The organism is Shewanella sp. 5_MG-2023 (assembly GCF_030547465.1).
Taxonomy (GTDB): domain Bacteria; phylum Pseudomonadota; class Gammaproteobacteria; order Enterobacterales; family Shewanellaceae; genus Shewanella.
This window is the reverse complement of sequence record NZ_JAUORC010000043.1, coordinates 1-24,380: the sequence shown is the minus strand read 5'-3', so window position 1 is coordinate 24,380 and position 24,380 is coordinate 1. Positions and strand designations below refer to the sequence as shown.

At 42.7% G+C, this 24,380-nt stretch carries 40 protein-coding genes; 6 read left to right on the top strand and 34 right to left on the bottom strand.

All coding sequences use genetic code 11. The annotated features are described in order from the left end of the window. Nucleotides 1-208 precede the first annotated feature (208 nt). Genes Q4557_RS18925 through Q4557_RS18910 form a run of 4 tightly spaced genes read right to left on the bottom strand, consistent with a single transcriptional unit; the run spans nt 209 to nt 3,797 of the window. Nucleotides 209-763 (bottom strand): TlpA disulfide reductase family protein, encoded by a 555-nt coding sequence (locus Q4557_RS18925; protein ID WP_102440372.1) that lies wholly within the window; start codon nt 761-763, stop codon nt 209-211. Next, nucleotides 760-1,251, bottom strand: a complete 492-nt coding sequence (gene nrfF, locus Q4557_RS18920) for a heme lyase NrfEFG subunit NrfF (RefSeq protein ID WP_303414767.1) — start codon at nt 1,249-1,251, stop codon at nt 760-762. The genes Q4557_RS18925 and nrfF overlap by 4 nt, the downstream gene beginning before the upstream one ends. Nucleotides 1,252-1,253: 2 nt before the next feature. Next, on the bottom strand, nt 1,254-1,805 hold the full coding sequence (locus Q4557_RS18915) for a DsbE family thiol:disulfide interchange protein (protein WP_102440374.1): 552 nt from the start codon (nt 1,803-1,805) through the stop codon (nt 1,254-1,256). Between the two features lie 15 nt (nt 1,806-1,820). Further along, a complete protein-coding gene (locus Q4557_RS18910) occupies nt 1,821-3,797 on the bottom strand; it encodes a heme lyase CcmF/NrfE family subunit (RefSeq protein ID WP_076543206.1) in 1,977 nt (658 codons plus the stop codon). A 424-nt stretch (nt 3,798-4,221) separates the two neighbouring features. Between Q4557_RS18910 and ccmI the strand changes: the two genes are divergently transcribed. Beyond that, on the top strand, nt 4,222-5,490 hold the full coding sequence (ccmI, locus tag Q4557_RS18905) for a c-type cytochrome biogenesis protein CcmI (protein WP_102520617.1): 1,269 nt from the start codon (nt 4,222-4,224) through the stop codon (nt 5,488-5,490). A 68-nt stretch (nt 5,491-5,558) separates the two neighbouring features. Here ccmI and Q4557_RS18900 read toward each other — a convergent pair whose 3' ends face one another. After that, nucleotides 5,559-5,852, bottom strand: a complete 294-nt coding sequence (locus Q4557_RS18900; RefSeq protein ID WP_076543207.1) for a cytochrome c5 family protein — start codon at nt 5,850-5,852, stop codon at nt 5,559-5,561. Nucleotides 5,853-6,174: 322 nt separating this feature from the next. Between Q4557_RS18900 and ccmA the strand changes: the two genes are divergently transcribed. Genes ccmA through ccmE form a run of 5 tightly spaced genes read left to right on the top strand, consistent with a single transcriptional unit; the run spans nt 6,175 to nt 8,962 of the window. Further along, nucleotides 6,175-6,825, top strand: a complete 651-nt coding sequence (ccmA, locus tag Q4557_RS18895; protein WP_303414763.1) for a cytochrome c biogenesis heme-transporting ATPase CcmA — start codon at nt 6,175-6,177, stop codon at nt 6,823-6,825. 9 nt (nt 6,826-6,834) lie between these two features. Continuing rightward, the gene (ccmB, locus tag Q4557_RS18890; RefSeq protein WP_076543209.1) at nt 6,835-7,521 is read left to right on the top strand and encodes a heme exporter protein CcmB; all 687 of its coding nucleotides are present in this window, start codon (nt 6,835-6,837) and stop codon (nt 7,519-7,521) included. Continuing rightward, nucleotides 7,522-8,268 (top strand): heme ABC transporter permease, encoded by a 747-nt coding sequence (locus Q4557_RS18885; protein ID WP_102477112.1) that lies wholly within the window; start codon nt 7,522-7,524, stop codon nt 8,266-8,268. After that, nucleotides 8,268-8,465, top strand: coding sequence for a heme exporter protein CcmD (gene ccmD / locus Q4557_RS18880; RefSeq protein WP_102440380.1), 198 nt, complete (start codon nt 8,268-8,270; stop codon nt 8,463-8,465). The genes Q4557_RS18885 and ccmD overlap by 1 nt, the downstream gene beginning before the upstream one ends. After that, nucleotides 8,465-8,962 (top strand): cytochrome c maturation protein CcmE, encoded by a 498-nt coding sequence (gene ccmE / locus Q4557_RS18875; protein WP_102440378.1) that lies wholly within the window; start codon nt 8,465-8,467, stop codon nt 8,960-8,962. The genes ccmD and ccmE overlap by 1 nt, the downstream gene beginning before the upstream one ends. A gap of 1,350 nt (nt 8,963-10,312) precedes the next feature. On the opposite strand, the gene rplQ is transcribed toward ccmE, so the two are convergent. The 29 genes from rplQ to Q4557_RS18730 form a co-directional block, all read right to left on the bottom strand. Next, nucleotides 10,313-10,708: a 50S ribosomal protein L17 gene (rplQ, locus tag Q4557_RS18870; RefSeq protein WP_076543214.1), complete on the bottom strand. Its 396-nt coding sequence runs from the start codon at nt 10,706-10,708 to the stop codon at nt 10,313-10,315. A 45-nt stretch (nt 10,709-10,753) separates the two neighbouring features. Then, nucleotides 10,754-11,743: a DNA-directed RNA polymerase subunit alpha gene (rpoA, locus tag Q4557_RS18865; protein ID WP_076543215.1), complete on the bottom strand. Its 990-nt coding sequence runs from the start codon at nt 11,741-11,743 to the stop codon at nt 10,754-10,756. A gap of 24 nt (nt 11,744-11,767) precedes the next feature. After that, nucleotides 11,768-12,388 (bottom strand): 30S ribosomal protein S4, encoded by a 621-nt coding sequence (rpsD, locus tag Q4557_RS18860; RefSeq protein ID WP_102440090.1) that lies wholly within the window; start codon nt 12,386-12,388, stop codon nt 11,768-11,770. A gap of 32 nt (nt 12,389-12,420) precedes the next feature. After that, nucleotides 12,421-12,813 carry a 30S ribosomal protein S11 gene (rpsK, locus tag Q4557_RS18855; RefSeq protein WP_011635661.1) on the bottom strand — a complete coding sequence of 131 codons (393 nt, stop codon included), beginning with the start codon at nt 12,811-12,813 and terminating at the stop codon, nt 12,421-12,423. Between the two features lie 17 nt (nt 12,814-12,830). Next, nucleotides 12,831-13,187 (bottom strand): 30S ribosomal protein S13, encoded by a 357-nt coding sequence (gene rpsM, locus Q4557_RS18850; RefSeq protein WP_076543217.1) that lies wholly within the window; start codon nt 13,185-13,187, stop codon nt 12,831-12,833. Between the two features lie 119 nt (nt 13,188-13,306). Then, a complete protein-coding gene (gene rpmJ, locus Q4557_RS18845) occupies nt 13,307-13,420 on the bottom strand; it encodes a 50S ribosomal protein L36 (RefSeq protein ID WP_006083579.1) in 114 nt (37 codons plus the stop codon). A gap of 22 nt (nt 13,421-13,442) precedes the next feature. Then, complete coding sequence (secY, locus tag Q4557_RS18840) at nt 13,443-14,783, bottom strand: preprotein translocase subunit SecY (RefSeq protein ID WP_076543218.1); 1,341 nt, start codon at nt 14,781-14,783, stop codon at nt 13,443-13,445. A 7-nt stretch (nt 14,784-14,790) separates the two neighbouring features. After that, the gene (gene rplO / locus Q4557_RS18835) at nt 14,791-15,225 is read right to left on the bottom strand and encodes a 50S ribosomal protein L15 (protein ID WP_055026491.1); all 435 of its coding nucleotides are present in this window, start codon (nt 15,223-15,225) and stop codon (nt 14,791-14,793) included. A gap of 2 nt (nt 15,226-15,227) precedes the next feature. Beyond that, nucleotides 15,228-15,410 (bottom strand): 50S ribosomal protein L30, encoded by a 183-nt coding sequence (gene rpmD, locus Q4557_RS18830; RefSeq protein ID WP_076543219.1) that lies wholly within the window; start codon nt 15,408-15,410, stop codon nt 15,228-15,230. A gap of 6 nt (nt 15,411-15,416) precedes the next feature. After that, complete coding sequence (gene rpsE / locus Q4557_RS18825) at nt 15,417-15,920, bottom strand: 30S ribosomal protein S5 (RefSeq protein ID WP_076543220.1); 504 nt, start codon at nt 15,918-15,920, stop codon at nt 15,417-15,419. Between the two features lie 12 nt (nt 15,921-15,932). Further along, entirely contained in the window at nt 15,933-16,283 is a 351-nt protein-coding gene (gene rplR / locus Q4557_RS18820) for a 50S ribosomal protein L18 (RefSeq protein ID WP_076543221.1), read from the bottom strand. A gap of 10 nt (nt 16,284-16,293) precedes the next feature. Beyond that, nucleotides 16,294-16,827: a 50S ribosomal protein L6 gene (gene rplF / locus Q4557_RS18815; protein ID WP_076543222.1), complete on the bottom strand. Its 534-nt coding sequence runs from the start codon at nt 16,825-16,827 to the stop codon at nt 16,294-16,296. 10 nt (nt 16,828-16,837) lie between these two features. After that, the gene (gene rpsH, locus Q4557_RS18810) at nt 16,838-17,230 is read right to left on the bottom strand and encodes a 30S ribosomal protein S8 (RefSeq protein ID WP_076543223.1); all 393 of its coding nucleotides are present in this window, start codon (nt 17,228-17,230) and stop codon (nt 16,838-16,840) included. A 24-nt stretch (nt 17,231-17,254) separates the two neighbouring features. Beyond that, complete coding sequence (gene rpsN, locus Q4557_RS18805) at nt 17,255-17,560, bottom strand: 30S ribosomal protein S14 (RefSeq protein WP_076543224.1); 306 nt, start codon at nt 17,558-17,560, stop codon at nt 17,255-17,257. A gap of 10 nt (nt 17,561-17,570) precedes the next feature. Next, complete coding sequence (gene rplE, locus Q4557_RS18800) at nt 17,571-18,110, bottom strand: 50S ribosomal protein L5 (RefSeq protein WP_076543225.1); 540 nt, start codon at nt 18,108-18,110, stop codon at nt 17,571-17,573. Between the two features lie 12 nt (nt 18,111-18,122). After that, nucleotides 18,123-18,437 (bottom strand): 50S ribosomal protein L24, encoded by a 315-nt coding sequence (gene rplX / locus Q4557_RS18795; protein WP_102440089.1) that lies wholly within the window; start codon nt 18,435-18,437, stop codon nt 18,123-18,125. Nucleotides 18,438-18,448: 11 nt separating this feature from the next. Next, entirely contained in the window at nt 18,449-18,817 is a 369-nt protein-coding gene (gene rplN, locus Q4557_RS18790) for a 50S ribosomal protein L14 (RefSeq protein WP_076543234.1), read from the bottom strand. Nucleotides 18,818-19,031: 214 nt separating this feature from the next. Next, on the bottom strand, nt 19,032-19,280 hold the full coding sequence (gene rpsQ, locus Q4557_RS18785; RefSeq protein WP_055026501.1) for a 30S ribosomal protein S17: 249 nt from the start codon (nt 19,278-19,280) through the stop codon (nt 19,032-19,034). After that, a complete protein-coding gene (rpmC, locus tag Q4557_RS18780) occupies nt 19,280-19,471 on the bottom strand; it encodes a 50S ribosomal protein L29 (RefSeq protein WP_006083592.1) in 192 nt (63 codons plus the stop codon). Before rpmC ends, rpsQ begins: the two co-directional genes overlap by 1 nt. Beyond that, the gene (gene rplP, locus Q4557_RS18775; protein ID WP_055026502.1) at nt 19,471-19,881 is read right to left on the bottom strand and encodes a 50S ribosomal protein L16; all 411 of its coding nucleotides are present in this window, start codon (nt 19,879-19,881) and stop codon (nt 19,471-19,473) included. The genes rpmC and rplP overlap by 1 nt, the downstream gene beginning before the upstream one ends. A gap of 11 nt (nt 19,882-19,892) precedes the next feature. Further along, nucleotides 19,893-20,582 carry a 30S ribosomal protein S3 gene (rpsC, locus tag Q4557_RS18770; RefSeq protein WP_102440088.1) on the bottom strand — a complete coding sequence of 230 codons (690 nt, stop codon included), beginning with the start codon at nt 20,580-20,582 and terminating at the stop codon, nt 19,893-19,895. Between the two features lie 12 nt (nt 20,583-20,594). Then, complete coding sequence (gene rplV / locus Q4557_RS18765; RefSeq protein ID WP_102440087.1) at nt 20,595-20,927, bottom strand: 50S ribosomal protein L22; 333 nt, start codon at nt 20,925-20,927, stop codon at nt 20,595-20,597. Between the two features lie 15 nt (nt 20,928-20,942). After that, complete coding sequence (gene rpsS, locus Q4557_RS18760) at nt 20,943-21,221, bottom strand: 30S ribosomal protein S19 (protein WP_006083596.1); 279 nt, start codon at nt 21,219-21,221, stop codon at nt 20,943-20,945. A gap of 15 nt (nt 21,222-21,236) precedes the next feature. After that, nucleotides 21,237-22,061: a 50S ribosomal protein L2 gene (gene rplB / locus Q4557_RS18755; RefSeq protein WP_102440086.1), complete on the bottom strand. Its 825-nt coding sequence runs from the start codon at nt 22,059-22,061 to the stop codon at nt 21,237-21,239. Between the two features lie 16 nt (nt 22,062-22,077). After that, nucleotides 22,078-22,380 (bottom strand): 50S ribosomal protein L23, encoded by a 303-nt coding sequence (gene rplW, locus Q4557_RS18750; protein WP_076543230.1) that lies wholly within the window; start codon nt 22,378-22,380, stop codon nt 22,078-22,080. After that, entirely contained in the window at nt 22,377-22,982 is a 606-nt protein-coding gene (gene rplD, locus Q4557_RS18745; protein WP_076543231.1) for a 50S ribosomal protein L4, read from the bottom strand. The genes rplW and rplD overlap by 4 nt, the downstream gene beginning before the upstream one ends. Nucleotides 22,983-22,998: 16 nt before the next feature. Further along, nucleotides 22,999-23,637 carry a 50S ribosomal protein L3 gene (rplC, locus tag Q4557_RS18740; protein WP_076543232.1) on the bottom strand — a complete coding sequence of 213 codons (639 nt, stop codon included), beginning with the start codon at nt 23,635-23,637 and terminating at the stop codon, nt 22,999-23,001. Between the two features lie 27 nt (nt 23,638-23,664). Further along, nucleotides 23,665-23,976 carry a 30S ribosomal protein S10 gene (gene rpsJ / locus Q4557_RS18735; protein ID WP_055026509.1) on the bottom strand — a complete coding sequence of 104 codons (312 nt, stop codon included), beginning with the start codon at nt 23,974-23,976 and terminating at the stop codon, nt 23,665-23,667. 332 nt (nt 23,977-24,308) lie between these two features. Then, nucleotides 24,309-24,380, bottom strand: a 72-nt coding sequence (locus tag Q4557_RS18730; protein ID WP_131818057.1) for a hypothetical protein, incomplete at its 5' end; no start/stop codon positions are given.

Genomic DNA, 24,380 nt, shown 5'->3' with positions numbered 1-24,380 from the left:
CCTTGAGGCTATTGGCCTGTCGCCGTGTCAGTGGATGCGCATTATAGGCAAGTTAAGATTTAGCGCAAGGGCTTTTAGTGATAAAAAAGCAAAAAAAAGATCGCATGATGATCTTTTCATCAAATACGATCTTTTTTAATCAATTCAGGTGTGATTAGTCTATTAAGTAAGCAACCTTATATCACTATCGTTAGACTTTAATTGCAATTTATTGAAACTGTCGTAAAAACTCAACAGCGTTTTCATCATCCCAATCGACATAAGTACGCACATAAGCAACCAATTCACCTTCTTTATTTAGAATAAAGGTCGCTGGTATGGTGTCTAGTGGAAATACTTCTCGTAAATTCTGTCTTGGGTCGTAATAAGAAGTAAAAGCACCTAGACCAATAGAATCAAGGAAAGGGCTAACTTGCTTCTTGCCTTCTGCATCAATAGAGATTGGCATCAACACATATTCATCTTTACTCAGTGTTTTCTCTAATCGATTTAATGCAGGTAGCTCTCTTACACACGGAGGACACCAGGTCGCCCACATATTAATGATAACAACTTTGCCTTTATGGGCTTCGAAATCAACTTCATTGCCTTCGGCATCATTAAAACCAATGTGTGCAATAGGAAACGGCTGCGCTAATACATTTATCTTATCAAGTGTTGATTGACTAACATGCTGTTGCTGTTTTTCCATTCCAGGATATGCATTAGCGGTAAAACTTACCGCTAATGCACCAAGCATGATCAATTTGATCATCTTGTTCATTTTTCATCTCGCTGTTGCTTGCTTGCTAATAAAGCGGCTAACTCGTCACGATCTGTGTCAGTTAACTCTTGCTCCACATTTGCTGCTTTACCACGTTGTTTACGAACAACAACCAATGCAATGTAAAGTGCAATAAGCATTAGTACAAATGGGCCCATCCATAGAATGTAGGTCTTAGGATCTAATCTTGGCTTATATAGTACAAAGTCACCGTAACGACTTGTCATAAAATCTACTATTTGATCATCACTCTTTCCTTCGTCAACCATGGTGTAGACTTCAAGACGGAGGTCTTGGGCTACTGGCGAATTAGAATCGATCAAGTTCTGATTTTGACACTGTGGGCAACGTAAAGAGTGCGCTAAGTTCAACGCACGCTTTTGGTTATCGGTAGATTTAAATTCATAAGTATCTACTGGCGTTGCCATCACATTAAAAGCTAAAACTAAACTTGTCATCAAGCCAACAAGTATTTTCAATGTTTTCATTATTAAACTCCGTCTTGTTTAGCTTCAGCTTGTAACTGTTGGATCATTGGGTAGAGTGTTTCACTCCAGACATTACTATCAACTGGCCCCGCGTAGCGGAAACGGATTATACCGTTATGGTCAACAATGAAACTTTCTGGTGCTCCATATACCCCAAGGTCTAAACCTAAACGTCCATCTTTATCAAAAATGTTAAGCGTGTAGGGATCGCCTTCACGACTTAACTCACGTATTGCTGGCGCACGCTCATCTCGATAATTAACACCATAAATAGGTAAAATATTTTTACGCGCAAGCATCATTAAAAAAGGATGTTCGTATTTACATGCCGGGCACCATGTAGCCCAAACATTGATCATCGACACTTCACCCTTTAAATCAGCTTGCGTTAACATTTCACCCGGCGTTTCAAGGCGTTCAAGTTGGAAAGCCGGTACCGGCTTTCCTTCTAGTGCTGAATCCAGCTTTTGTGGATTTAAGAATAACCCCTGATAAAGAAAAACTCCCATCCCCAAAAACAATACCAATGGTATAAACAGCACCAACTTTTTCATACTTTCTCCGATATATTAAGCAGTGGCTAATTTTGCTTGTTCTGCTTCTTCTTTAGCAGTTTTAGCTTCTTTAACGCGGTAACGCTTGTCTGATGCAGCTAAGAAACCGCCGACCATCATAAAGATTGAACCAAACCAAATCCAACGAACAAACGGTTTATAGTTAAGACGTACAGCAAATTGAGTCATGCTCAATGGATCACCCATAGTCACATATAGATCACGGAACAAGCCCCAATCAATACCTGCTTCAGTCATATCCATCGTACGTACATTGTATTGACGACGATCAGGTCTTAACAATGTAACAAATTCGTCATCGTAATAAACTTCAATCTGACCTTGTTGCGCGGTGTAGTTAGGACCAACCACGTTTTTGGTTTCAATATAGTTGAAGGTATAACCCGCTAACTCTTCACTGAGACCAGGGCCCATACGAACACTTTTCTCAATCGAGTAGTTAGACACCATAGTGGCACCAACAATTGATACGGCAATACCTAAATGGGCAATAATCATCCCCATTTCACTACGGCCAATCTTGTTAAGGGTGAACTTACCTTCTTTGTCAGTTACTAGGTTATATGCCGCTCTGAAGGTTGCTAGTGCTACCCATGTCGCAGCAGCAATACCGAATGCAACCCAAAGGTTCATTTCGTTACCAGCGATAAATGGTGTTGCCAAACCAACAATTGCAGCCACAATCGCAGGGATCATAAGTTGGCGTTTAATCTCACCCGCTTTAGATTTTTTCCAGCGAATGATTGGGCCAATTCCCATGAAGCCAAACAGTACAAGTACAATTGGTACAAATACAGCGTTGAAATATGGAGGTCCTACAGAGATTTTGCCCATACCTAATGCATCAATTAGCAATGGATATAGCGTACCAAGTAGTACAGTACCTGCTGCAACAGTTAATAACACATTACATACAAGTAAGAAGGTCTCTTTAGATTTGAGTTCAAACCTTGCAGGACTGCTCATTTGACTTGCTCTTAACGCAAACAAGGTCAAGGAGCCACCAACTGCGAGGCCAAGCAAGAGCAGAATAAACATACCACGGCTAGGATCGGCTGCAAATGAATGCACTGATGTTAAAACACCTGAACGAACAATAAAGGTACCTAGCAAGCTTAATGAGAAAGCGAATATTGACAGTAATACGGTCCAGTTACGGAATGCGCCACGTTTTTCAGTCACAATAAGTGAATGCACTAACGCTGTACCGATTAACCAAGGCATGAACGATGCGTTTTCAACTGGATCCCAGAACCACCATCCGCCCCAGCCAAGTTCGTAGTATGCCCACCAAGAGCCTAACGAGATACCGCCTGTTAGGAATACCCAAGCTGCTAGTGTCCAAGGACGTGACCAACGAGCCCAAGCAGAATCTAGACGACCACTCATAAGCGCAGCAATAGCAAATGCAAAGCTAACTGAGAAACCAACATACCCCAAGTACAACATTGGTGGATGGAAGATTAAGCCCACATCTTGCAACATTGGGTTTAAATCTCGACCTTCCATCGGTATTGGGAAAATACGCTCAAATGGGCTTGAAGTGATTAGCATGAATAAAGAGAAGCCAACAATGATCATTGCTAATACCGCAAGAACACGTGCGATAAAGACTTCTTCCATACCTTTACTGAACAATGCAACTGATGCAGCCCAGACAGATATAGAGAATACCCAGAATAGAAGTGACCCTTCATGGCCACCCCACACTGCTGCAATCTTAAAGAAGATTGGCAATTGTGAGTTTGAATGATGTGCGACATAAGCCACAGAGAAGTCATCAACGGCAAAACTATAGCCTAGGCTGATAACTGAAAGAGCGATGAAAAAGAACATACCGTAACAAATCGGCCAAGCATATCTTACGAGATATTGGTCCTTACGGGCTGCACCAATTAACGGCACGGTCATTAATAGCATGGCAAATGCCACACCTATAATGAGCGAGAAGTGTCCAAGTTCTGGGATCATGGGTATTCCTCAGTGTGATAAAAGTTGGTCCGAACCTAATCAAACCAACGCATAACTAACATAATGCTATATATCAGCTACATTAACATTAGCTAATACGAATTTTGTTATATTTTAGTATTTGCTGTTGTTTATGTCTGCCTATTTCATGCAAAACTGGGTCACTAGTCTCATTCTCAAAAAAATAGAGATTAAAAACACACAGTTATAACAGCTAAGCCTATGACTAAAAAAGTTCATTTAAGTTTCGTTTGATTTCAAAGGTGGTTATTTATTTGTGAACCAGTGCCCAACTATAAGGATTCTGACTAAGTAAAATCGTATATTACTGTTCAATGAATCATCTTTACGTATAATCTAGCACTCAAGTTAGGCGGCAGTTCCGCTTTATTTTTTCAGCAACCTAAAAGTGAATATTGAAACAATGACCACATTTTGGATATTTATTGCGCTTGTCGTACTCATCAGCTTAATGCTGATTTGGATCCCTCATTTTCGTCAGCAAAAAATGCTATCTGCTGAAGAATCAGGCGTACGTAAGCAAACTAACCTTGAACTCTTCAACGAGCGCGCAGGCATTTTAGCTAAAGAACTTGAAGAAGGCTTGCTTGATCAAACAGAGTTTGACGCGCTTAAAAAAGAACTAGAAATTGGCCTTCTGCAAGATATGAAGATTGCTGGTGACGATTCTTTAGATACGAAATTAAAAGCAAAAGGGATCTTATGGCCATCAATTATGACCGTTGGTGTCTTGGCTGTTTCAGGTTACTTTTACTCAACCCTTGGTGCATACCAGGAGTTAGCTACCCCGCCACAAGCTGAAGCTTCGCCACATCAAGGTATGAGCAATGAGCAGATTATGGCTCAACGTGTACAAATGATGGAGCAGCAAGTTCAAGCTGAGCCAGAAAACAGCCAAGCTTGGTTTAGCTTAGGTCATGCTTATATTTCAGCAAACCAGTTTGATCATGCTGTTGCCTCTTTTGATAAAGTGATGGAATTAGTTGGCACAGCTTCTGAATTATTAGGCCCTAAAGCGACGGCACTGTATTACAAAAATGGTCAGCAAATGAATCCTCAGATTCAAGCGCTTGTAGATCAATCTTTAGCTTTAGATCCAAACGACCCTTCTACATTGTTGCTTGTCGGTATGGATGCGTTTTTCACTGCTGACTATCAAAGCGCAATCACAGCGTGGCAATCTATTTTAGATAGCGATCGTAAAGATGTGGATCGCACTGCACTTATGAATGCTATTGAATCTGCCCAAATGCGTATTCAAGCTGAAACGGGAGTGATGCCAAACGATAGTACTCATAACCCAATGGCAGCAGCTACAGCCGAAGCAGGTGTTAAAACTGTAGATGTCGCGATATCAATTGCTCCAGAGTTAGCCGATCAAGTTAGCTCTTCAGATATGGTATTTATCTTCGCCCGTTCAACTCAAGGCCCTAAGGTACCTTTAGCTGCGACCAAAATAAGTGCCAACAGTTTACCTGTAACGGTGACACTTGATGACACTACTTCAATGGGTGGCGATGTAAAACTAAGCAGTGCTGCAAATGTAGAAATTATCGCAGTGCTATCAAAACATGGCAGTGTGAAGGCGCAACCTGGTGATTTAAAAGGTATCGTTGCATCTGTTGCTGTGGGTAAAGAAGCTAAACTATTACTTGATACAGTGGTTCAATAATCCACTATCAATAAATAGACATAAAAAAACCGGCTCTTAAGCCGGTTTTTTTATTGAGCAACCTAAAATTACTTAGACATAAACTCAATAGCGTTTTTGTAATCTTCATCAGTACAATCAGTACACATTCCACCTGGTGGCATTGCATTTAAACCTGTTTTGACTGTTGCAACTAATGCATCAAGACCTTTAGCTAAACGTGGTTCCCAAGCTGCAGCGTCGTGAGTCTTTGGTGCACCAGCAACTCCCATGCTGTGACATACTGTACACGCTTTGTTATAAACCGCTTCGCCATCTTGGGCAAAAACGTTTGAAGACAAAGTCAACGCGGCAACTGCAGTCATTGCTAATAATTTTTTCATGTTCATCGTTCCTAAATGCAAATAAATTAACAGCTCAACGCCACCTCTTAATGAAGGCAGACTTATAAATCGTCATCAGATTACTACAAACTTCAATAAAACTCACCTTTTTGTGACAAGAATCTCACCTTAGCGTCCAAATGAAGACAATAAGCTAAGATAAAGTAATATATTAGAGAATCATGAAAAAGTTCACATAAGATGTATTTTATTGGAACCACTTCAAATACCTAGCACATAGATGAGCTGAATGCTAAACCGCTAATTGTGTTTATGTTAATATAAAATTATATTCATCTTTAACAGTGATAATGAGGGCTAAGTGACAGAAAACATTCAACGGCCGACCTTAATAAGAGCGAATGAGTTAACCTGCATTCGCGAAGATCGCATTCTGTTTGACGAATTGAGTTTTGAAATTAACGCTGGTGATATTGTCCAAATTGAAGGCCCAAACGGTGCCGGAAAAACCAGTTTACTACGCATAATAGCCGGACTTTCAAGGCCATACGCTGGTGAAGTCGAATATATCGATACCGATATCACACAATGCCGTGATGAATTTAATGAAGATTTACTTTACCTAGGTCACTTAGCAGGTGTTAAAAGTGAGTTAACAGCAAAAGAAAATCTTAACTTCAATTTAAGGTTAAGTGGTTATGATGACTTTGATAGTTACGGTATATTAGCCAAAGTTAACTTAGGCGGTTTTGAAGAAGCCCTAGCAGGACATTTATCTGCAGGTCAGCATCGTCGCACCGCATTAGCAAGACTGTGGCATACCAACAGTCGTATTTGGATTTTAGATGAGCCATTTACCGCCATTGATAAAAAAGGTGTTGAAGAACTAGAGCAATTATTTATTCAGCACACTAAAAATGGGGGTTGCGTGATTATGACAACTCACCAAGATATGGGCATCATTACTGATGATGTGCTTCGTAAGGTAAAACTAGACTATCGTTTCGTATAAGGTACAACAATGAAAAGAGGCATAAGTTACACCCAAGCATTTATGACATTGTTGCATCGGGATCTAAAAATCGCCATTCGACATCGTGGTGATATTTTTAACCCGTTATTATTCTTTGTACTGGTAGTGACATTGTTTCCGCTAGGCATTGGCCCTGAACCACAAGTATTATCACGTGTGGCACCAGGCATTATTTGGGTCGCAGCCCTACTAGCATCGATGCTGTCATTAGAGCGTTTATTTAAAGCCGATTTTAGTGATGGCAGCTTAGAGCAAATGTTGCTCAGCCCACAGCCATTATCAATATTGGTATTGTCAAAGGTATTGGCACACTGGATTTTAACCGGTGTACCATTAATATTAGTGGCACCTTTACTTGCAGTACTGCTGCATTTAGATAGCAATAGCTATGGCGCGCTAATCTCGACACTAGCAGTCGGAACACCAGTATTGTCCCTTCTTGGCGCTATTGGTGTTGCATTAACGGTTGGATTACGCAAAGGCGGTGTACTACTAAGCTTGCTAATTTTACCGCTATATATACCTGTTCTCATCTTCGCTACAAGTGCGATTGATGCGGCTGGAATGAATTTACCCTACACAGGTCAACTTGCTATTATTGGTGCAATGTTGGTCGGTTCATTAGTTATGGCACCATTTGCAATTGGTGCTTCATTAAGAGTGAGTACAAACTAAATGTGGAAATGGCTACATTCATACGCTGATCCAGAGCGTGCATACAAACTAGCATCAACCCTTTTACCTTGGTTTGCATTTTCTGCCATCTTATTTATAAGTGTCGGAACCATCTGGGGAATGCTATTTGCCCCAATGGATTACCAACAAGGCGAAAGTTTCAGAATTATTTATATCCATGTACCAGCTGCCTCAATGTCTATGGCCGCGTATATGGCTATGGCATCCGCTTCATTTGTCGGGATTGTATGGCAGATTAAAGCAGCCGATTGGGTTGCAGCCTCAATTGCACCAATAGGCGCTGTAATCACCTTTATCGCCTTGTTAACTGGTGCTGCATGGGGCAAACCTATGTGGGGCACTTGGTGGGTATGGGATGCACGCTTAACATCAGAACTGGTGCTATTATTCTTATACCTAGGTGTAATCTCTCTTTACGCTTCATTTGAAGATAAAGTACTTGCAGCTCGTGCAGCAGGCATTTTAGCAATCGTTGGTGTAATTAATATTCCAATTATTAAATACTCAGTTGATTGGTGGAGCAGCTTACATCAACCTGCGACAATTAAAATCACTGAAAAGTCATCAATGCCAATGGAAATGTTAGCACCGTTACTTATCAATATCGTCGGTTTTGGATTAATGATTGGTGCAATCACTTTGCTACGCTACAAAGCTGAGATTTTAGCTAGAAATGGAATGCGTCCTTGGGTTAGAGAATTAGCAAAAGCGGAGGCATCGAAATGATACAGTTCGAATCATTTTCTGAATTTTTAAATATGGGCGGTTATGCATTCTATGTATGGTTGTCATACGGTGTTACCTTCGGAAGCTTAGGGACGTTACTATTCTTGAGCCTTCGTCAAAAAAGATCCGTCTTACTCGAAATATCTAAAAAGATGGAACGAGAAGACCGCCTTAAAGAAACTAGGAGTAGCAGATAGTGAATTCAAGACGCAAAAAGAGATTAACACTGGCAGTCGCATTAATTGCAGGTGTTGCCGGTATCGCATCATTACTAATATATGCGCTAAATTCAAACTTAAACTTATTCTATACTCCGTATGAAATTGTAAACGGTAAACCAGATACAGGTGACAAGCCTGAAGTTGGTCAACGTATACGTGTAGGTGGTATGGTGACCTTAGGCTCAATGGTACGTGATCCTGATAGTTTACATGTTGAATTTGCCATTCATGATATTCTTGGTGGCGAAATCATCGTAACATTTGATGACTTGTTGCCTGATCTATTCCGTGAAGGACAAGGTATTGTTGCACAAGGTGTATTAACAGAGCCTGGCGTATTACAAGCAACTGAAGTACTTGCAAAGCATGATGAAAATTACATGCCTCCAGAAGTTGCTGAAGCCATGGGCCAAAGCCATGAAAAATTAGATTACTCTGAGCAAACTCAATCCGAAGGTTATAAATACAACTAATCCAAGATTAAGTAGCGACCATACGAAATTTAAGCTTCATCCGTAAGCTAATCACCATGTAAAGCACTGACCACAATTGGTCGGTGCTTTTTTATTTGGCTTGCGTAATTAAAGTATAGGAAGTCAACTATGAGTTTAAGTTTACTGTTGCCCTCAAACAACCAAGAGTTAATGTTTAACCAAAAAGTTGTGATAATCAATCCCTCTGCATTAGCCGCAATTCCCCCCCAAAAAACTATAAAGTGCTAATTACCCGGAAAATGATAACCCTAGCCTCTGCGCACATTTAAACGGACTTATATTAACAAAGTACACTAAACCCTATATTAATCGTAATAAGCTGACTGGAAGCTTTTAAATAGCTCTCAAGCGATTATATTTCTAATACCTACAGCGCATGAATAGCTAACTTACCTATTAGCACCGCACAAAACCCTTCTTTAAAAAAATCCCTTAAACAAAACTATATTCTGCATTGGAGCAAACACCAATGCCAAACCAGGCTGCAATTGATATAGTTGACTTGAATACTTTTTTAGCAGCTAATAAAAAGAAGTGTTATTTCACTGCTTAATAAAATCTAGAATGAATCAAAATAAATCTTAAAATTAGCAACTAGGGTTTAAATAACAGGTAAATCACTTTCGTTGTCCACTAGATTCTGAGCCTAACAAGCCGGGACACTTGGTGATAAAGACTTAGGTGGACTCGTTTAACATGTGCTACTTGAAAAAGATAACTGGTTTTAAGCACACGTTTAGTGGCTTTATAAACAAAGACGCAGAACCCTTTAACGCTGCCAACTAACTTAAACAGTTAACCTTTCATGGCTAGTAAACCAACTTATGTCACCAAAAAATGACACAACTAAATGGCTACAGTCAAAACTGATTACAGCAATGCAAATGACAATTTAGCTATTACAGAAAGCTTCGTAAACAACTTTCAAAGCAGTTTAACTGACTTAGGTTCAGATGATTAACAATTACAACTGGGTAGTTTGCGAGTAAATCTAAGCTAATTACGAGAAGCTAATTACGAGAAGCTAATTATTCATTTTCTTGTGGATTTGCGAGTCTTCAGTCAGCAGCGAACTATTTTCAATTAATGGAAGCTCTATGCTGCTAGCCAGGTAAGCCAGGTAAGCCAGGTAAGCCAGGTAAGCCAGATAAGCCAGATAAGCCAGATAAGCCAGATAAGCCAGATAAGCCAGATAAGCCAGATAAGCCAGATAAGCCAGAGTAAAATACTAAGAGAAATTAATTAGTAAAGATGATTTAAGTTAAAATTTCACGAATAATAGACATAAAAAAACCGAGCTAGGCTCGGTTTTTTTAAATGAGTAATAAATTACTCTGCAGCTTCTACTTCAACAGCTTCAGCAGCTTCAGGGCGACCTACTAACTCGATGTAAGCCATTGGGGCTTTATCACCGGTACGTAGACCACACTTAAGAATACGAGTGTAACCACCAGGACGTTCCTGGAAGCGTGGACCCAATTCAGTAAATAACTTACCTACAACTTCAGCGTCGCGGGTACGAGCAAAAGCTAAACGGCGATTTGCAACGCTGTCAACTTTAGCAAGTGTTATTAGAGGCTCAACTACGCGGCGCAGTTCTTTCGCTTTAGCTACTGTAGTCTTGATTAACTCATGACTAACTAGTGAGCATGCCATGTTACGGAACATAGCTTGACGATGACTGCTGTTGCGGTTTAGTTGACGACCACTCTTACGATGGCGCATGACCTAATCCTTATAATCTTTAATCTGTACTAACTAAACTGGGACTTATAGGTCGTCTGCTAAACTAGCTGGAGGCCAGTTTTCTAGACGCATACCTAAAGACAATCCGCGAGACGCTAATACATCCTTAATTTCAGTAAGAGACTTCTTACCTAAATTAGGAGTCTTGAGCAACTCAACTTCAGTGCGTTGTACTAGATCTCCGATGTAATGAATCGCTTCAGCCTTCAAACAGTTGGCTGAACGTACAGTTAGCTCTAAATCGTCGACAGGACGCAACAGAATCGGATCAAACTCCGGTTTCTCTTCTACAACAGTCTGTTCAGTCACATCACGAAGGTCTACGAACGCATCTAGCTGTTCAGCTAAAATTGTTGCAGAACGACGAATTGCTTCCTCAGGATCAATAGTACCATTAGTGGTCATATCGATAACGAGTTTATCTAAATCAGTACGTTGCTCTACACGTGCTGCTTCAACATTATATGCAATGCGAGCAACAGGTGAGAATGAAGCATCAACCAACAAGCGACCAATTGGGCGATCATCGTCTTCGGTTTGTGCACGAGCCGAAGCTGGAACATAACCACGACCACGCTCAACACGGATACGCATGCTGATATCATTGTTACCAGTCAAATGACAGATAACATGATCAGGATTCATAATGGTAACATCACCATCATGTGTGATATCTGCTGCTGTAACAGGGCCTGTGCCTGACTTACTTAAAGTAAGTAAAGCTTCATCCTTACCCTCAATGTTTACCGCTAAACCTTTAAGGTTAAGCAATATCTCAAGGATATCTTCTTGTACGCCTTCTTTGCTACTGTACTCATGTAACACGCCGTCGATTTCGACTTCAGTTACGGCACAGCCAGGCATAGACGACAATAAGATACGACGCAAAGCGTTGCCTAATGTGTGACCAAAACCACGTTCTAGTGGTTCTAGCGTAACCTTGGCACGAGTTGGGTTAACCTGCTCTATGTCAACGAGACGCGGTTTTAGAAATTCTGTAACAGAACCCTGCATTGTGTCCTCTCTTGTTTGTTAGCTTTACTTAGAGTAAAGCTCGACGATCAGCTGTTCGTTAATTTCCGCAGACAAATCGCTACGTTCTGGTAGACGCTTGAAAGCACCTTCCATTTTCGCGCTGTCGACTTCAACCCATGTAGGCTTCTCACGTTGACCAGCCACTTCTAAAGCCGCTTTAATACGAGCTTGAGTACGTGACTTTTCACGGATGCTTACAACATCATTCGCAGACACTTTGAATGACGGAATGTTAACAACACGACCGTTAACCACGATTGATTTGTGGCTTACTAATTGACGTGATTCAGCACGAGTCGCACCAAAACCCATACGATAAACAACGTTATCTAAACGGGTTTCTAAAAGAGCAAGTAGGTTTTCACCAGTGTTGCCTTTTAGACGTGCAGCTTCTTTGTAGTAGTTACGGAATTGCTTTTCTAGCACACCGTACATACGACGAACTTTTTGTTTCTCGCGTAGCTGTAAACCGTACTCTGATAAACGTGGCTTACGTGCGCCATGTTGACCAGGTGCAGCTTCAAGCTTACACTTCGAATCGATTGCTCTCACACCGCTTTTTAGGAAAAGGTCTGTACCTTCTCTGCGGCTGAGCTTGAGCTTAGGACCCAAGTATCTTGCCATGATCTTTCTCCAACTATCCTATATACGACGTGTTATACACGACGCTTTTTAGGTGGGCGACAGCCATTATGAGGGATAGGTGTCACATCGGTAATGTTGGTGATTTTATAACCAACAGCGTTCAGCGCACGAATGGCTGACTCACGACCTGGACCTGGACCCTTTACGAAAACTTCAAGGTTTTTAACACCGTAATCTTGTGCAGCAATACCTGCACGCTCAGCAGCAACCTGCGCAGCGAACGGTGTAGATTTACGTGAACCACGAAAACCTGAACCGCCAGAGGTAGCCCAAGACAACGCATTACCTTGACGATCTGTAATGGTGACAATTGTGTTGTTGAAAGATGCATGGATATGAGCCATACCATCTGCAACCTGTTTACGTACGCGCTTACGCGGAGAACGTGACGGAACTTTAGCCATTTTGGTTTACCTTCCCGTTACTTTCTAATTGGTTTACGTGGACCTTTACGCGTACGCGCATTGGTCTTAGTACGTTGCCCACGAAGAGGCAGGCTACGGCGATGGCGGAGACCACGATAACAACCAAGATCCATAAGACGCTTGATGTTCATTGAAATCTCACGACGTAAGTCACCCTCTACTGAGTATTTGGCAACTTCTTCGCGTAGAATATCTATTTGAGCTTCGCTCAATTCCTTGATCTTAGCATCTTCAGCAATTGAAGTAGCTGCGCAGATTTCTCTAGCGCGCGTACGTCCAATACCAAAAATTGCAGTCAATGCGATGACTGTGTGCTTTTGATCAGGAATGTTAATGCCAGCGATACGGGCCACTATGCACTCCTTAATATGTTAAAGGTCGACTGCGAAAAGCCCGAAAGGATACTCGACAGCCAACAAATTTGCAAACATTATTTGCTCAGTTCTATTTAGAACTGAGCAAATATCTTTTTTTAGCCTTGACGCTGTTTGTGTTTTGGTTCAACACAAATCACACGTACAACGCCACTACGCTTGACGATCTTGCAATTACGGCAGATCTTCTTCACGGAAGCTCGAACTTTCATTTCATCACTCCGTTAAAAGCTATTAGCGACCAAAGCGATCTAAATTCGCTTTGTTTACTAGGTTAGCTTTCTTCATCACAGACTCATACTGATGAGACATCATATGGGTCTGAACCTGAGCCATGAAGTCCATGATTACGACTACAATAATTAGTAGTGAAGTACCGCCAAAATAGAACTGTACTTTCCACGCAATTAACATGAACTCCGGAATTAAACAGATAAAGGTAATATAAATCGCACCCGCAAGGGTCAAACGAGTCATTACTTTATCAATGTAACGCGAAGTCTGTTCTCCAGGACGAATCCCAGGAATGAACGCACCACTTTTCTTCAAGTTATCAGCTGTCTCACGTGGGTTAAACACCAACGCAGTATAGAAGAAACAGAAGAAAACGATAGCTGTTGCATACAATAATGAATACAGCGGTTGTCCAGGTGACACAGCTAAAGCGAAATCGCTTAACCATGACATGGACTCATTTGCACCAAACCACTGAGCCAGTGTGCCTGGGAACAAAATAATGCTGGATGCAAAAATTGGCGGAATCACACCTGCCATGTTCACTTTAAGAGGTAAATGTGTGCTTTGCGCTGCGAAAACCTTACGGCCTTGTTGACGCTTAGCGTAGTTAACGACGATACGACGTTGACCACGTTCTACAAATACAACTAAATAAGTAACTGCAAATACGATTACTGCTAATAGCAACAGAACCAGTACATTCAAATCACCTTGACGAGCCTGTTCAGCCGTTTGGCCGATAGCAGACGGTAAACCAGCAACAATACCTGCGAAAATTAATATCGAGATACCATTACCAATACCACGTTCAGTAATTTGCTCACCTAGCCACATTAGGAACATTGTTCCTGTCACTAGACTCACAACTGCAACAAAGTAAAAACCAAAACCTACATTGACCACAAGGCCAGGTACTAGGCTTGGCAAACCTGTTGCAATACCAATCGATTGAAGCGTACCCAACACTAACGTTCCGTATCTAGTGTACTGACTGATTTTCTTTCTTCCTGACTCGCCTTCTTTTTTCAATTCAGCAAGAGCAGGATGAACAACAGTCAATAATTGCATGATAATCGATGCCGAAATATACGGCATGATACCTAATGCAAAGATAGAGGCACGCTCTAAAGCACCACCCGAGAACATGTTAAACATGCCAAGGATGGTATCTTTTTGTTGAGCAAACAGATCTGCTAACACAGCTGCGTCAATACCAGGAATTGGTACAAACGAACCGGCTCTAAAGACGATAATCGCACCAATCACGAACAGGAGACGGGTTTTCAATTCAGATAAACCGCCTTTCGCGCTTTTTAAATCAAGTCCTGGTTTTGCCATCGACGTATTATTCCTCGATCTTGCCGCCGGCAGCTTCAATAGCTGCACGTGCACCTTTGGTTACCTTCAGACCTTTAACGGTCACTGGGCGTTCAATGGTACCTGAAAGAACGATTTTCGCAAACTGTATGTTGCGAGTAATTACGTTCGCATCTTTCAGTGCGTTAAGGTCGATAACATCACCGTTAACTTTTGCTAGTTCGAGTAAACGAACTTCAGCTGAGACCAAAGCTTTGCGCGAGGTAAAACCGAATTTAGGTAAACGAATTTTAAGAGGCATTTGACCACCCTCAAAACCGATACGCACACCGCCGCCAGAACGAGACTTTTGTCCCTTATGACCACGACCTGCGGTTTTACCTAAACCAGAACCAATACCACGACCTACACGCTTAGGAGCAGACTTAGATCCTGCTGCTGGAGATAGAGTATTTAAACGCATTATTAATCCTCCACCTTAACCATGTAGTAAACTTTATTAACCATACCGCGAACTGAAGGAGTATCTTCAACTTCAACGGTGTGGCCAATACGTCTTAGGCCTAAACCTAATAAACAGGCACGGTGCTTTGGCAAACGACCAATCGCACTCTTTGTCTGTGTTACTTTAAACGTTTTAGTAGCCATGGTGCATTAACCTCGAATTTCATCAACATTCAAGCCGCGCTTAGCTGCAACTTGTGCTGGTGACTTCATGTGCACCAACGCATCGACAGTAGCTCGAACGATGTTGATCGGGTTAGTAGAACCGTATGCTTTTGACAGAACGTTATGAACGCCTGCTACTTCCAATACGGCACGCATTGCGCCACCGGCAATAATACCGGTACCTTCCGATGCTGGTTGCATGTAAACACGCGAACCAGTATGGCGACCTTTAACTGGGTGATGCAGTGTACCTGCGTTCAACTCCACGGTTACCATGTTACGACGGGCTTTTTCCATTGCTTTTTGAATAGCAGCTGGAACTTCGCGCGCTTTACCATAGCCATAGCCAATCTTACCGTTACCATCACCTACCACTGTTAGTGCGGTGAAGCTAAAGATACGACCACCTTTAACTACTTTAGAAACACGATTAACTGCAATCAATTTCTCTTGCAAATCGTCTTTCTGCTGAGCTTCTAATTTAGCCATTTTTATAACCCCTTAGAATTTCAGGCCAGCTTCACGAGCTGCGTCAGCTAATGCTGCTACGCGACCGTGATACTTGAAACCAGAACGGTCGAATGCAACCGAAGTTACACCTTTTTCGATCGCACGCTCTGCAACAGTTTTACCCACTGCTTTAGCTGCGTCTACGTTACCGGTACTCTTTAGTAGTTCTTTAACCGCTTTTTCAACGGTTGAAGCAACTGCCAACACCTGAGCTTCAGGATTAATCACCTGAGCATAAATGTGACGCGGTGTACGATGTACAACCAGACGGTTCACGCCCAGCTCTTGGATCTTCTTACGAGCACGCAGAGCGCGACGTAAGCGAGATGTTTTCTTATCCATATCGCGTTACCTACTTCTTCTTAGCCTCTTTACGGCGTACTTGCTCGTCTGCATAACGAACACCTTTGCCTTTATAAGGCTCTGGTGGACGATAGCCACGAATCTCAGCAGCAACCTGACCAACTAACTGTTTATCAACGCCCGAAAGGACGATGTCAGTTTGGCTAGGACACTCTGCAGTAACACCTGCGGGAAGTTTGTGAACCAATGGATGTGAGAAACCTAAAGTTAGATCTAGGTTTGAACCAGCTGCTTTCGCACGGTAACCAACACCAATTAACTTTAATTTTTTAACAAATCCTTCAGAAACACCAACAACCATGTTGTTTACTAGTGCACGAGCTGTACCAGCTTGAGCCCAAGCGTTAGCAACGCCTTCAACTGGACCAAAACTTAGTACGCCGTTGTCTAGAACAACACTTACCGCTTTGTTGATTTCTCGAGTCAAACTACCTTTAGTACCTTTTACGGTGATAGTTTGTTCGTTTAAGGTCACCTCTACGCCGGCAGGAATAGACACTGGTGCTTTTGCTACACGTGACATACCTAGCTCCTTACGCTACGTAGCAGATAACCTCGCCACCCATGCCTGTTAGGCGGGCAGCACGATCGGTCATCAAGCCTTTAGAAGTGGACACAATTGCGACACCCAGACCGCCCATCACCTTTGGAAGTTCGTTTTTACCTTTGTAAATACGAAGACCAGGACGACTTACGCGCTGGATAGTCTCAACGACTGGTTTGCCTTGGAAATACTTTAAAGTGATTTCTAATTCAGGCTTGGCTTCTTCTGCTACGGCGTAGTCAGTAATGTAACCTTCATCTTTAAGTAATTTCGCAATTGCTACTTTTAACTTAGCTGAAGGCATCTTTACTGATACTTTGTTAGCAGCTTGGCCGTTACGAATACGTGTTAACATATCCGCAATAGGATCTTGCATGCTCATATTAGCTTACTCCGTGACAAGTGCTTACCAGCTGGCCTTACGTAGACCAGGAACTTCACCACGCATAGTAGCTTCACGTAATTTAATACGGCTAAGGCCGAATTTACGTAAGAAACCATGTGGGCGACCAGTTTGATTACAACGGTTGCGTTGACGCGCAGCGCTAGAATCACGAGGTAGAGCTTGTAACTTAAGAACAGCTTCCCAACGGTCTTCGTCAGAAGTCGCAGGTGCGCTGATAATAGCCTTAAGTGCTAAACGCTTTTCAGCATATTTAGCTACGAGCTGTGCACGCTTTGCTTCACGTGCTTTCATAGATGATTTTGCCATTATGCTACCCTTATTTCTTGAATGGGAAGTTAAATGCGTCTAACAAAGCACGACCTTCTTCATCATTCTTCGCAGTAGTAGTGATAACAATATCCATACCACGAATCTTATCGATTTTATCGTAATCGATTTCTGGGAAGATGATTTGCTCACGCACACCCATTGCGTAGTTACCACGACCGTCAAACGCTTTTGCGCTTAGGCCACGGAAGTCACGAATACGTGGGATTGCAATGTCAACTAAACGCTCTAAAAATTCCCACATACGCTCACCGCGTAGGGTAACTTTACAGCCAATAGGGTAGCCTTCACGGATTTTAAAACCAGCAACTGATTTACGTGCAACAGTTACAACTGGTTTTTGGCCAGCGATTGCAGTCATATCACGGAGCGCATGCTCCATAACTTTTTTGTCTGCAACGGCTTCGCCTACACCCATGTTAAGGGTGATTTTTTCAATCCGAGGGACTTGCATGACACTGGTATATTCGAACTTTTTAGAAAGTTCTGCAATAACAGTCTCTTGATATTTATCATGCAGTTTCGCCATCGTTTACTCCGTTTACTTAATGAGTTCACTATTCGATTTAAAGAAACGGACTTTTTTGCCGTCTTCGAATCGGAAACCAACACGATCTGCCTTGCCTGTGGCTTGGTTAAAGATCGCTACGTTTGATGCTTGTATCGCTGCTTCTTTCTCGATTACACCACCAGTTACGCCCAATTGTGGGTTTGGCTTTTGGTGTTTTTTAACAAGATTGATGCCTTCAACAATCAACTTACCAGTAGGTAGGACTTGAGAAACTTTTGCTCGTTTACCCTTGTCTTTACCTGCTAATACAATTACTTCGTCTTCACGACGGATTTTAGCTGCCATTTTGAAGCTCCTTACAGTACTTCTGGTGCCAGAGAGACGATTTTCATAAACTGCTCGTTGCGCAATTCACGTGTCACTGGTCCAAAAATACGAGTACCAATCGGTGCAAGGTTTGCGTTAAGCAAAACTGCTGCATTCCGATCGAAGCGAATGACAGAACCATCTGGACGACGTACGCCTTTCTTAGTACGGACTACCACCGCGTTATATACATCACCTTTCTTCGCTTTAGCGCGAGGAATAGCTTCTTTAACAGAAACCTTGATGACGTCGCCGATACCGGCATAACGACGATGAGAGCCACCCAAGACCTTAATACACTGAACTCTACGAGCGCCACTGTTACACGCGACGTCTAGAGTCGATTGCATTTGGATCATTTTAAGTGCTCCGCTATCGTTACTACAAAACCCCGAAATTGGGATCATATTTGTCCACTTCTTGAACAATTCATACCTTGCTAATTACTCATTAGCATTGAATGCAATTTGTTCAAAAATGGGGCGCAAGTATAACACCAAAATATTGGGTTGCATAGTATAAAAAAACAAACGGCCCCAAGCATTGGAGCCGTTTACTATAACCTAATGATTACTAGGCTTTTGTTACTACTTCAACAAGTGTCCAAGACTTAGTCTTAGAAAGAGGACGACACTGACTAATAGTCACTACGTCACCTTCATTACACTGATTGGTTTCGTCATGTGCATGGATCTTAGTTGTACGCTTAATGTACTTCCCATAAATAGGATGTTTCACTTGGCGTGCAATAGCAACAGTAATAGACTTGTCCATTTTGTTGCTAAGAACTCGACCTTGCAAAGTACGGATTTTATCAGACATTACGCACCTGCCTTAGAAGTAATAATGGTCTTAACACGTGCAATGTTACGACGCACTAATTTCAATTGATTCGTTTGAGTCAACTGACCAGTAGCGTGTTGCATACGCAGGTTAAACTGCTCACGCAGCAGACCAAGTAATTCAGCGTTAAGTTCTTCAACGCTCTTTTCTCTTAGTTCGCTCGCTTTCATTACATCACCGTCTTAGTTACGAAGGTAGTCTTAATAGGAAGCTTGGCAGAAGCTAAAGCAAACGCTTCACGCGCTAACTCTTCAGATACACCATTCATCTCATAAAGAACCTTACCAGGTTGAATCTGACATACCCAGTATTCAACGTTACCCTTACCTTTACCCATACGCACTTCAAGAGGCTTAGAGGTAATTGGCTTGTCAGGGAAAACTCGAATCCAAATTTGTCCTTGACGTTTAATGTGACGTGTCATGGCACGACGTGCAGATTCGATTTGACGAGCTGTTAAACGACCACGGCCGACAGCTTTCAAACCGAAAGTACCAAAGCTAACTTCAGTACCGTTCGCTAGACCGCGGTTACGGCCTTTGAACATCTTGCGAAACTTCATACGTTTAGGTTGCAGCATTAAAGTTTCTCCTATTTAGCACGAGGCTTGCGCTTAGACTGCTGCTTCGGCTCTTCTAACGCGACAACGTTACCGTCTAGAACTTCGCCTTTGAAGATCCAAACTTTAACGCCAATCACACCGTATTGGGTGTGACTTTCAGCTGTAGAATAGTCGATATCAGCACGTAGAGTATGCAAAGGTACACGACCTTCACGATACCACTCAGAACGTGCGATTTCAGCTCCGCCTAGACGGCCGCTCACTTCAACTTTGATACCTTGAGCACCAATGCGCATTGCGTTTTGAACTGCACGCTTCATAGCGCGACGGAACATAACACGACGTTCTAGTTGCTGCGCAATACTGTCAGCAACTAACTTTGCGTCTAACTCAGGCTTACGGATCTCAGCGATGTTGATTTGAGCAGTAGTGCCTGTAATTTTAGATACATGTGCACGTAATACTTCAACGTCTTCACCTTTCTTACCAATCACAACGCCTGGACGGGCAGTGTGAATAGTAACGCGGATGCTCTTCGCAGGACGCTCGATAACGATTTTAGATACTGATGCAGCCTTCAATTTCTCTGTAAGATATTGACGAACTTCCCAGTCGCTGTTCAGATTATTCGCATAATCTGACTTATCGGCGTACCAAGTAGAGATCCAAGGCTTCGTGATACCCAGACGGATACCATTAGGATGTACTTTCTGTCCCATTGCTCTCTTCTCCTAGCGATCTGATACAACCACAGTAATGTGGCTGGTACGCTTCATGATACGATCAGCGCGGCCTTTGGCACGAGGCATGATGCGCTTCATAGTTGGTGCTTCGTCAACAAAGACTTGGCCAACTTTAAGCTCATCGATATCTGCACCTTCGTTGTGTTCGGCGTTTGCGATAGCTGAGTCTAGTACTTTCTTAACCAGTACGGCGGCTTTCTTAGGGCTGAAGGTCAAAATCTCAAGCGCCTTAGATACAGGCAACCCGCGAATTTGATCAGCAACTAGACGGGCCTTCTGCGCAGACGTACGGGCGTAACGATGTTTAGCTAAAACTTCCATCTTATGTCTCCCGTATTAACGCTTCTTCGCTTTCTTATCTGCAGCATGGCCGCGATAAGTGCGAGTTGGTGAAAATTCACCAAGCTTATGACCGATCATTTCGTCAGTTACGAACACAGGTACGTGCTGACGACCATTATGGACAGCGATGGTCAACCCAATCATATTTGGGATGATCATTGAGCGGCGAGACCAAGTCTTAATTGGTTTTTTATCTCCCGCTTCCATCGCTTTCTCTACCTTCTTCAGCAAGTGCAGGTCAATGAAAGGACCTTTCTTGAGAGAACGTGGCATGGGCGAATCCTCTTACTATTTGTTACGACGACGTACAATGTACTTGTCGGTGAGCTTATTACTACGAGTTTTATAACCCTTAGTTGGCACACCCCATGGACTTACTGGATGACGACCACCAGAAGTACGGCCTTCACCACCACCGTGTGGATGGTCTACCGGGTTCATTGCAACACCACGCACTGTAGGGCGTACGCCTCTCCAGCGTTTAGCACCTGCTTTACCTAACTGGCGTAGCATGTGCTCGGCATTTCCAACTTCACCGAATGTTGCACGACAATCAACAGGCACTTTGCGCATTTCGCCAGAGCGAAGACGTAAAGTTGCATATTGGTTATCACGAGCAACAACTTGAACATAAGCACCAGCTGAACGCGCGATTTGAGCACCTTTACCAGGTTTCATTTCTACTGCGTGCACAACACTACCCACTGGGATGTTGCGAAGCGGCATTGCGTTACCGGTTTTGATGTCTGCATCCACACCAGATTGGATTGCATCACCAGCTTTCATGCCTTTAGCGGCAAGAATGTAGCGACGCTCACCGTCTGCGTACAATACTAACGCAATGTTAGCTGTACGGTTTGGATCATATTCCAGACGTTCAATTTTCGCAGGGATACCGTCTTTATTGCGTTTGAAATCAATAATACGATAATGCTGCTTGTGTCCACCACCAACGTGACGAACAGTGATGCGACCCGTATTGTTACGGCCACCACTTTTAGATTTCTTAGCCAACAGGCCTGCAAAAGGTTTCCCTTTATGCAAGTCGCTGTTCACCACTTTAACAACGTGGCGACGACCTGGAGAGGTTGGCTTACACTTAATAACTGCCATGATAATTCTCCTTTGCTTACTCAGCGCCACCGACGAAATCGATGTCAGCACCAGCAGCTAAAGTTACATAGGCTTTTTTCCAATCGCTACGACGACCTACACGGCCACCGGTACGTTTAGTTTTGCCTTTGTTTACCAAAGTGCGAACACTATCAACTTCAACTTCGAAAAGTTTCGCTACAGCAGCTTTAATCTCTGCTTTAGTCGCATCGATTGCTACGCGGAAAACTACAGTGTTGTTTTTCTCAGCTAATACAGTGCTCTTTTCAGATACATGTGGCGCTAAGATAACTTTTAGCAAACGTTCTTCGGTGATCATGCTAGCATCTCCTCGATTTGCTTCACTGCATCAGCAGTAACAAGAACAGTGTTGAACGCGATTAGACTAACTGGGTCTAGACCCGCTACGTCACGTACGTCAACCTTGTATAAGTTGCGTGCTGCTAAGAATAAATTCTCATCAACATCTGCAGTAACAATTAGAACGTCTTCTAGTTGCATTTCTTTTAACTTAGCTTTCAGCTCTTTAGTTTTAGGAGCTTCAACACTAAAAGATTCAACAACGACTAAACGCTCTTGACGTACCAATTCAGAAAGAATGCTTTTTAGAGCACCACGGTACATCTTTTTGTTAACTTTTTGGCTGTGATCTTGTGTTTTAGCAGCGAATGTTACGCCACCGCCACGCCAGATCGGGCCTTTAACACTACCGGCACGAGCTCGGCCTGTGCCTTTCTGACGCCAAGGCTTTTTGCCTGAGCCAGTTACTTCCGCACGAGTCTGTTGAGCACGAGTGCCCTGACGCGCGTTTGCAGCGTAAGCTACAACTACCTGATGGACCAATGCCTCGTTAAAGTCACGGCCGAAGGTAGTTTCGGAAACTTCAAGAGCGCTTTGCGCGTCTTTCAATACCAATTCCATTACTATCTCCTCAGACCTATGCTTTAACGGCTGGCTTGATAATCAAGTCACCATTGGTAGCGCCAGGAACAGCACCTTTTACCAATAACAAGTTACGCTCTGCATCTACACGTACAACGTCTAGATTTTGAGTAGTTACTTGCTCGGCACCCATGTGGCCAGACATTTTCTTACCTTTGAAAACGCGACCAGGTGTCTGGTTTTGACCAATAGAACCATTAGATCTATGAGCCAAAGAGTTACCATGTGTCATATCTTGAGCGTGGAAGTTCCAGCGTTTAATACCGCCTTGGAAGCCCTTACCTTTAGATTGACCAGTAACATCAACTTTCGCTGTATCTGCAAAGATATCAACGTTAAGTTCAGCACCAACTTCAATGCCTTCACCTTCACCATCTGCCAAACGCAATTCCCATAAACCTCGACCGGCTTCTACGCCGCTCTTAGCAAAATGGCCTGCTTCTGGCTTAGTGATGCGGTTGGCTTTTTTGGTACCAGTAGTTACTTGAAGAGCACGGTATCCGTCGTTTTCTAAAGTTTTCACTTGAGTTACGCGGTTACCAGCAATTTCAATTACTGTTACAGGGATTGAAGCGCCATCTTCTGTGAAGATGCGAGTCATACCCACTTTACGACCAATAAGACCGATAGCCATCTTTCAAACCTCTTCTAAGGATCTCAATTAACCTAAGCTAATCTGAACGTCGACACCAGCGGCAAGATCTAAACGCATTAATGCGTCTACAGTCTTTTCAGTTGGCTCTACGATGTCAACTAAGCGCTTGTGAGTACGAATTTCGTACTGATCACGTGCGTCTTTGTTGACGTGCGGAGAAGTCAAAATGGTATAACGTTCTTTACGCGTAGGAAGTGGAATTGGACCACGAACCTGTGCGCCTGTACGCTTAGCAGTTTCAACGATTTCCGCTGTTGATTGATCGATCAAACGATGATCAAATCCTTTCAAGCGGATACGGATTCTTTGGTTCTGCATTGACCAGAGCTCCTAAAATGCACACATAAAAAATCACCCTCTAGCTTCTTCCCAATGGAAAAGCAGAGCGAGATGATTTAACCGTAGACTCCCAATCGGAGTCAATTATGAAAATGAATAATCCAAATGATTAAACATTATATTACGCTGTCTAGGACAGCGAAGGGCAATTATACAGATCTAATTTCATAGATCAACCCCTGCGAACAAAAACTCTTCAATTTAGTGGTTCTGTTCAAGGCGGTGGATTTTACATGGTTAGAATCAAAATGCAATAAAAACAAAAAAGGAAGCCGAAGCTTCCTTTTTTTATGTGTTAACTAAAGACGCTATTAAGCGATAACTTTAGCTACAACACCAGCACCAACAGTACGGCCACCTTCACGGATAGCGAAACGTAAACC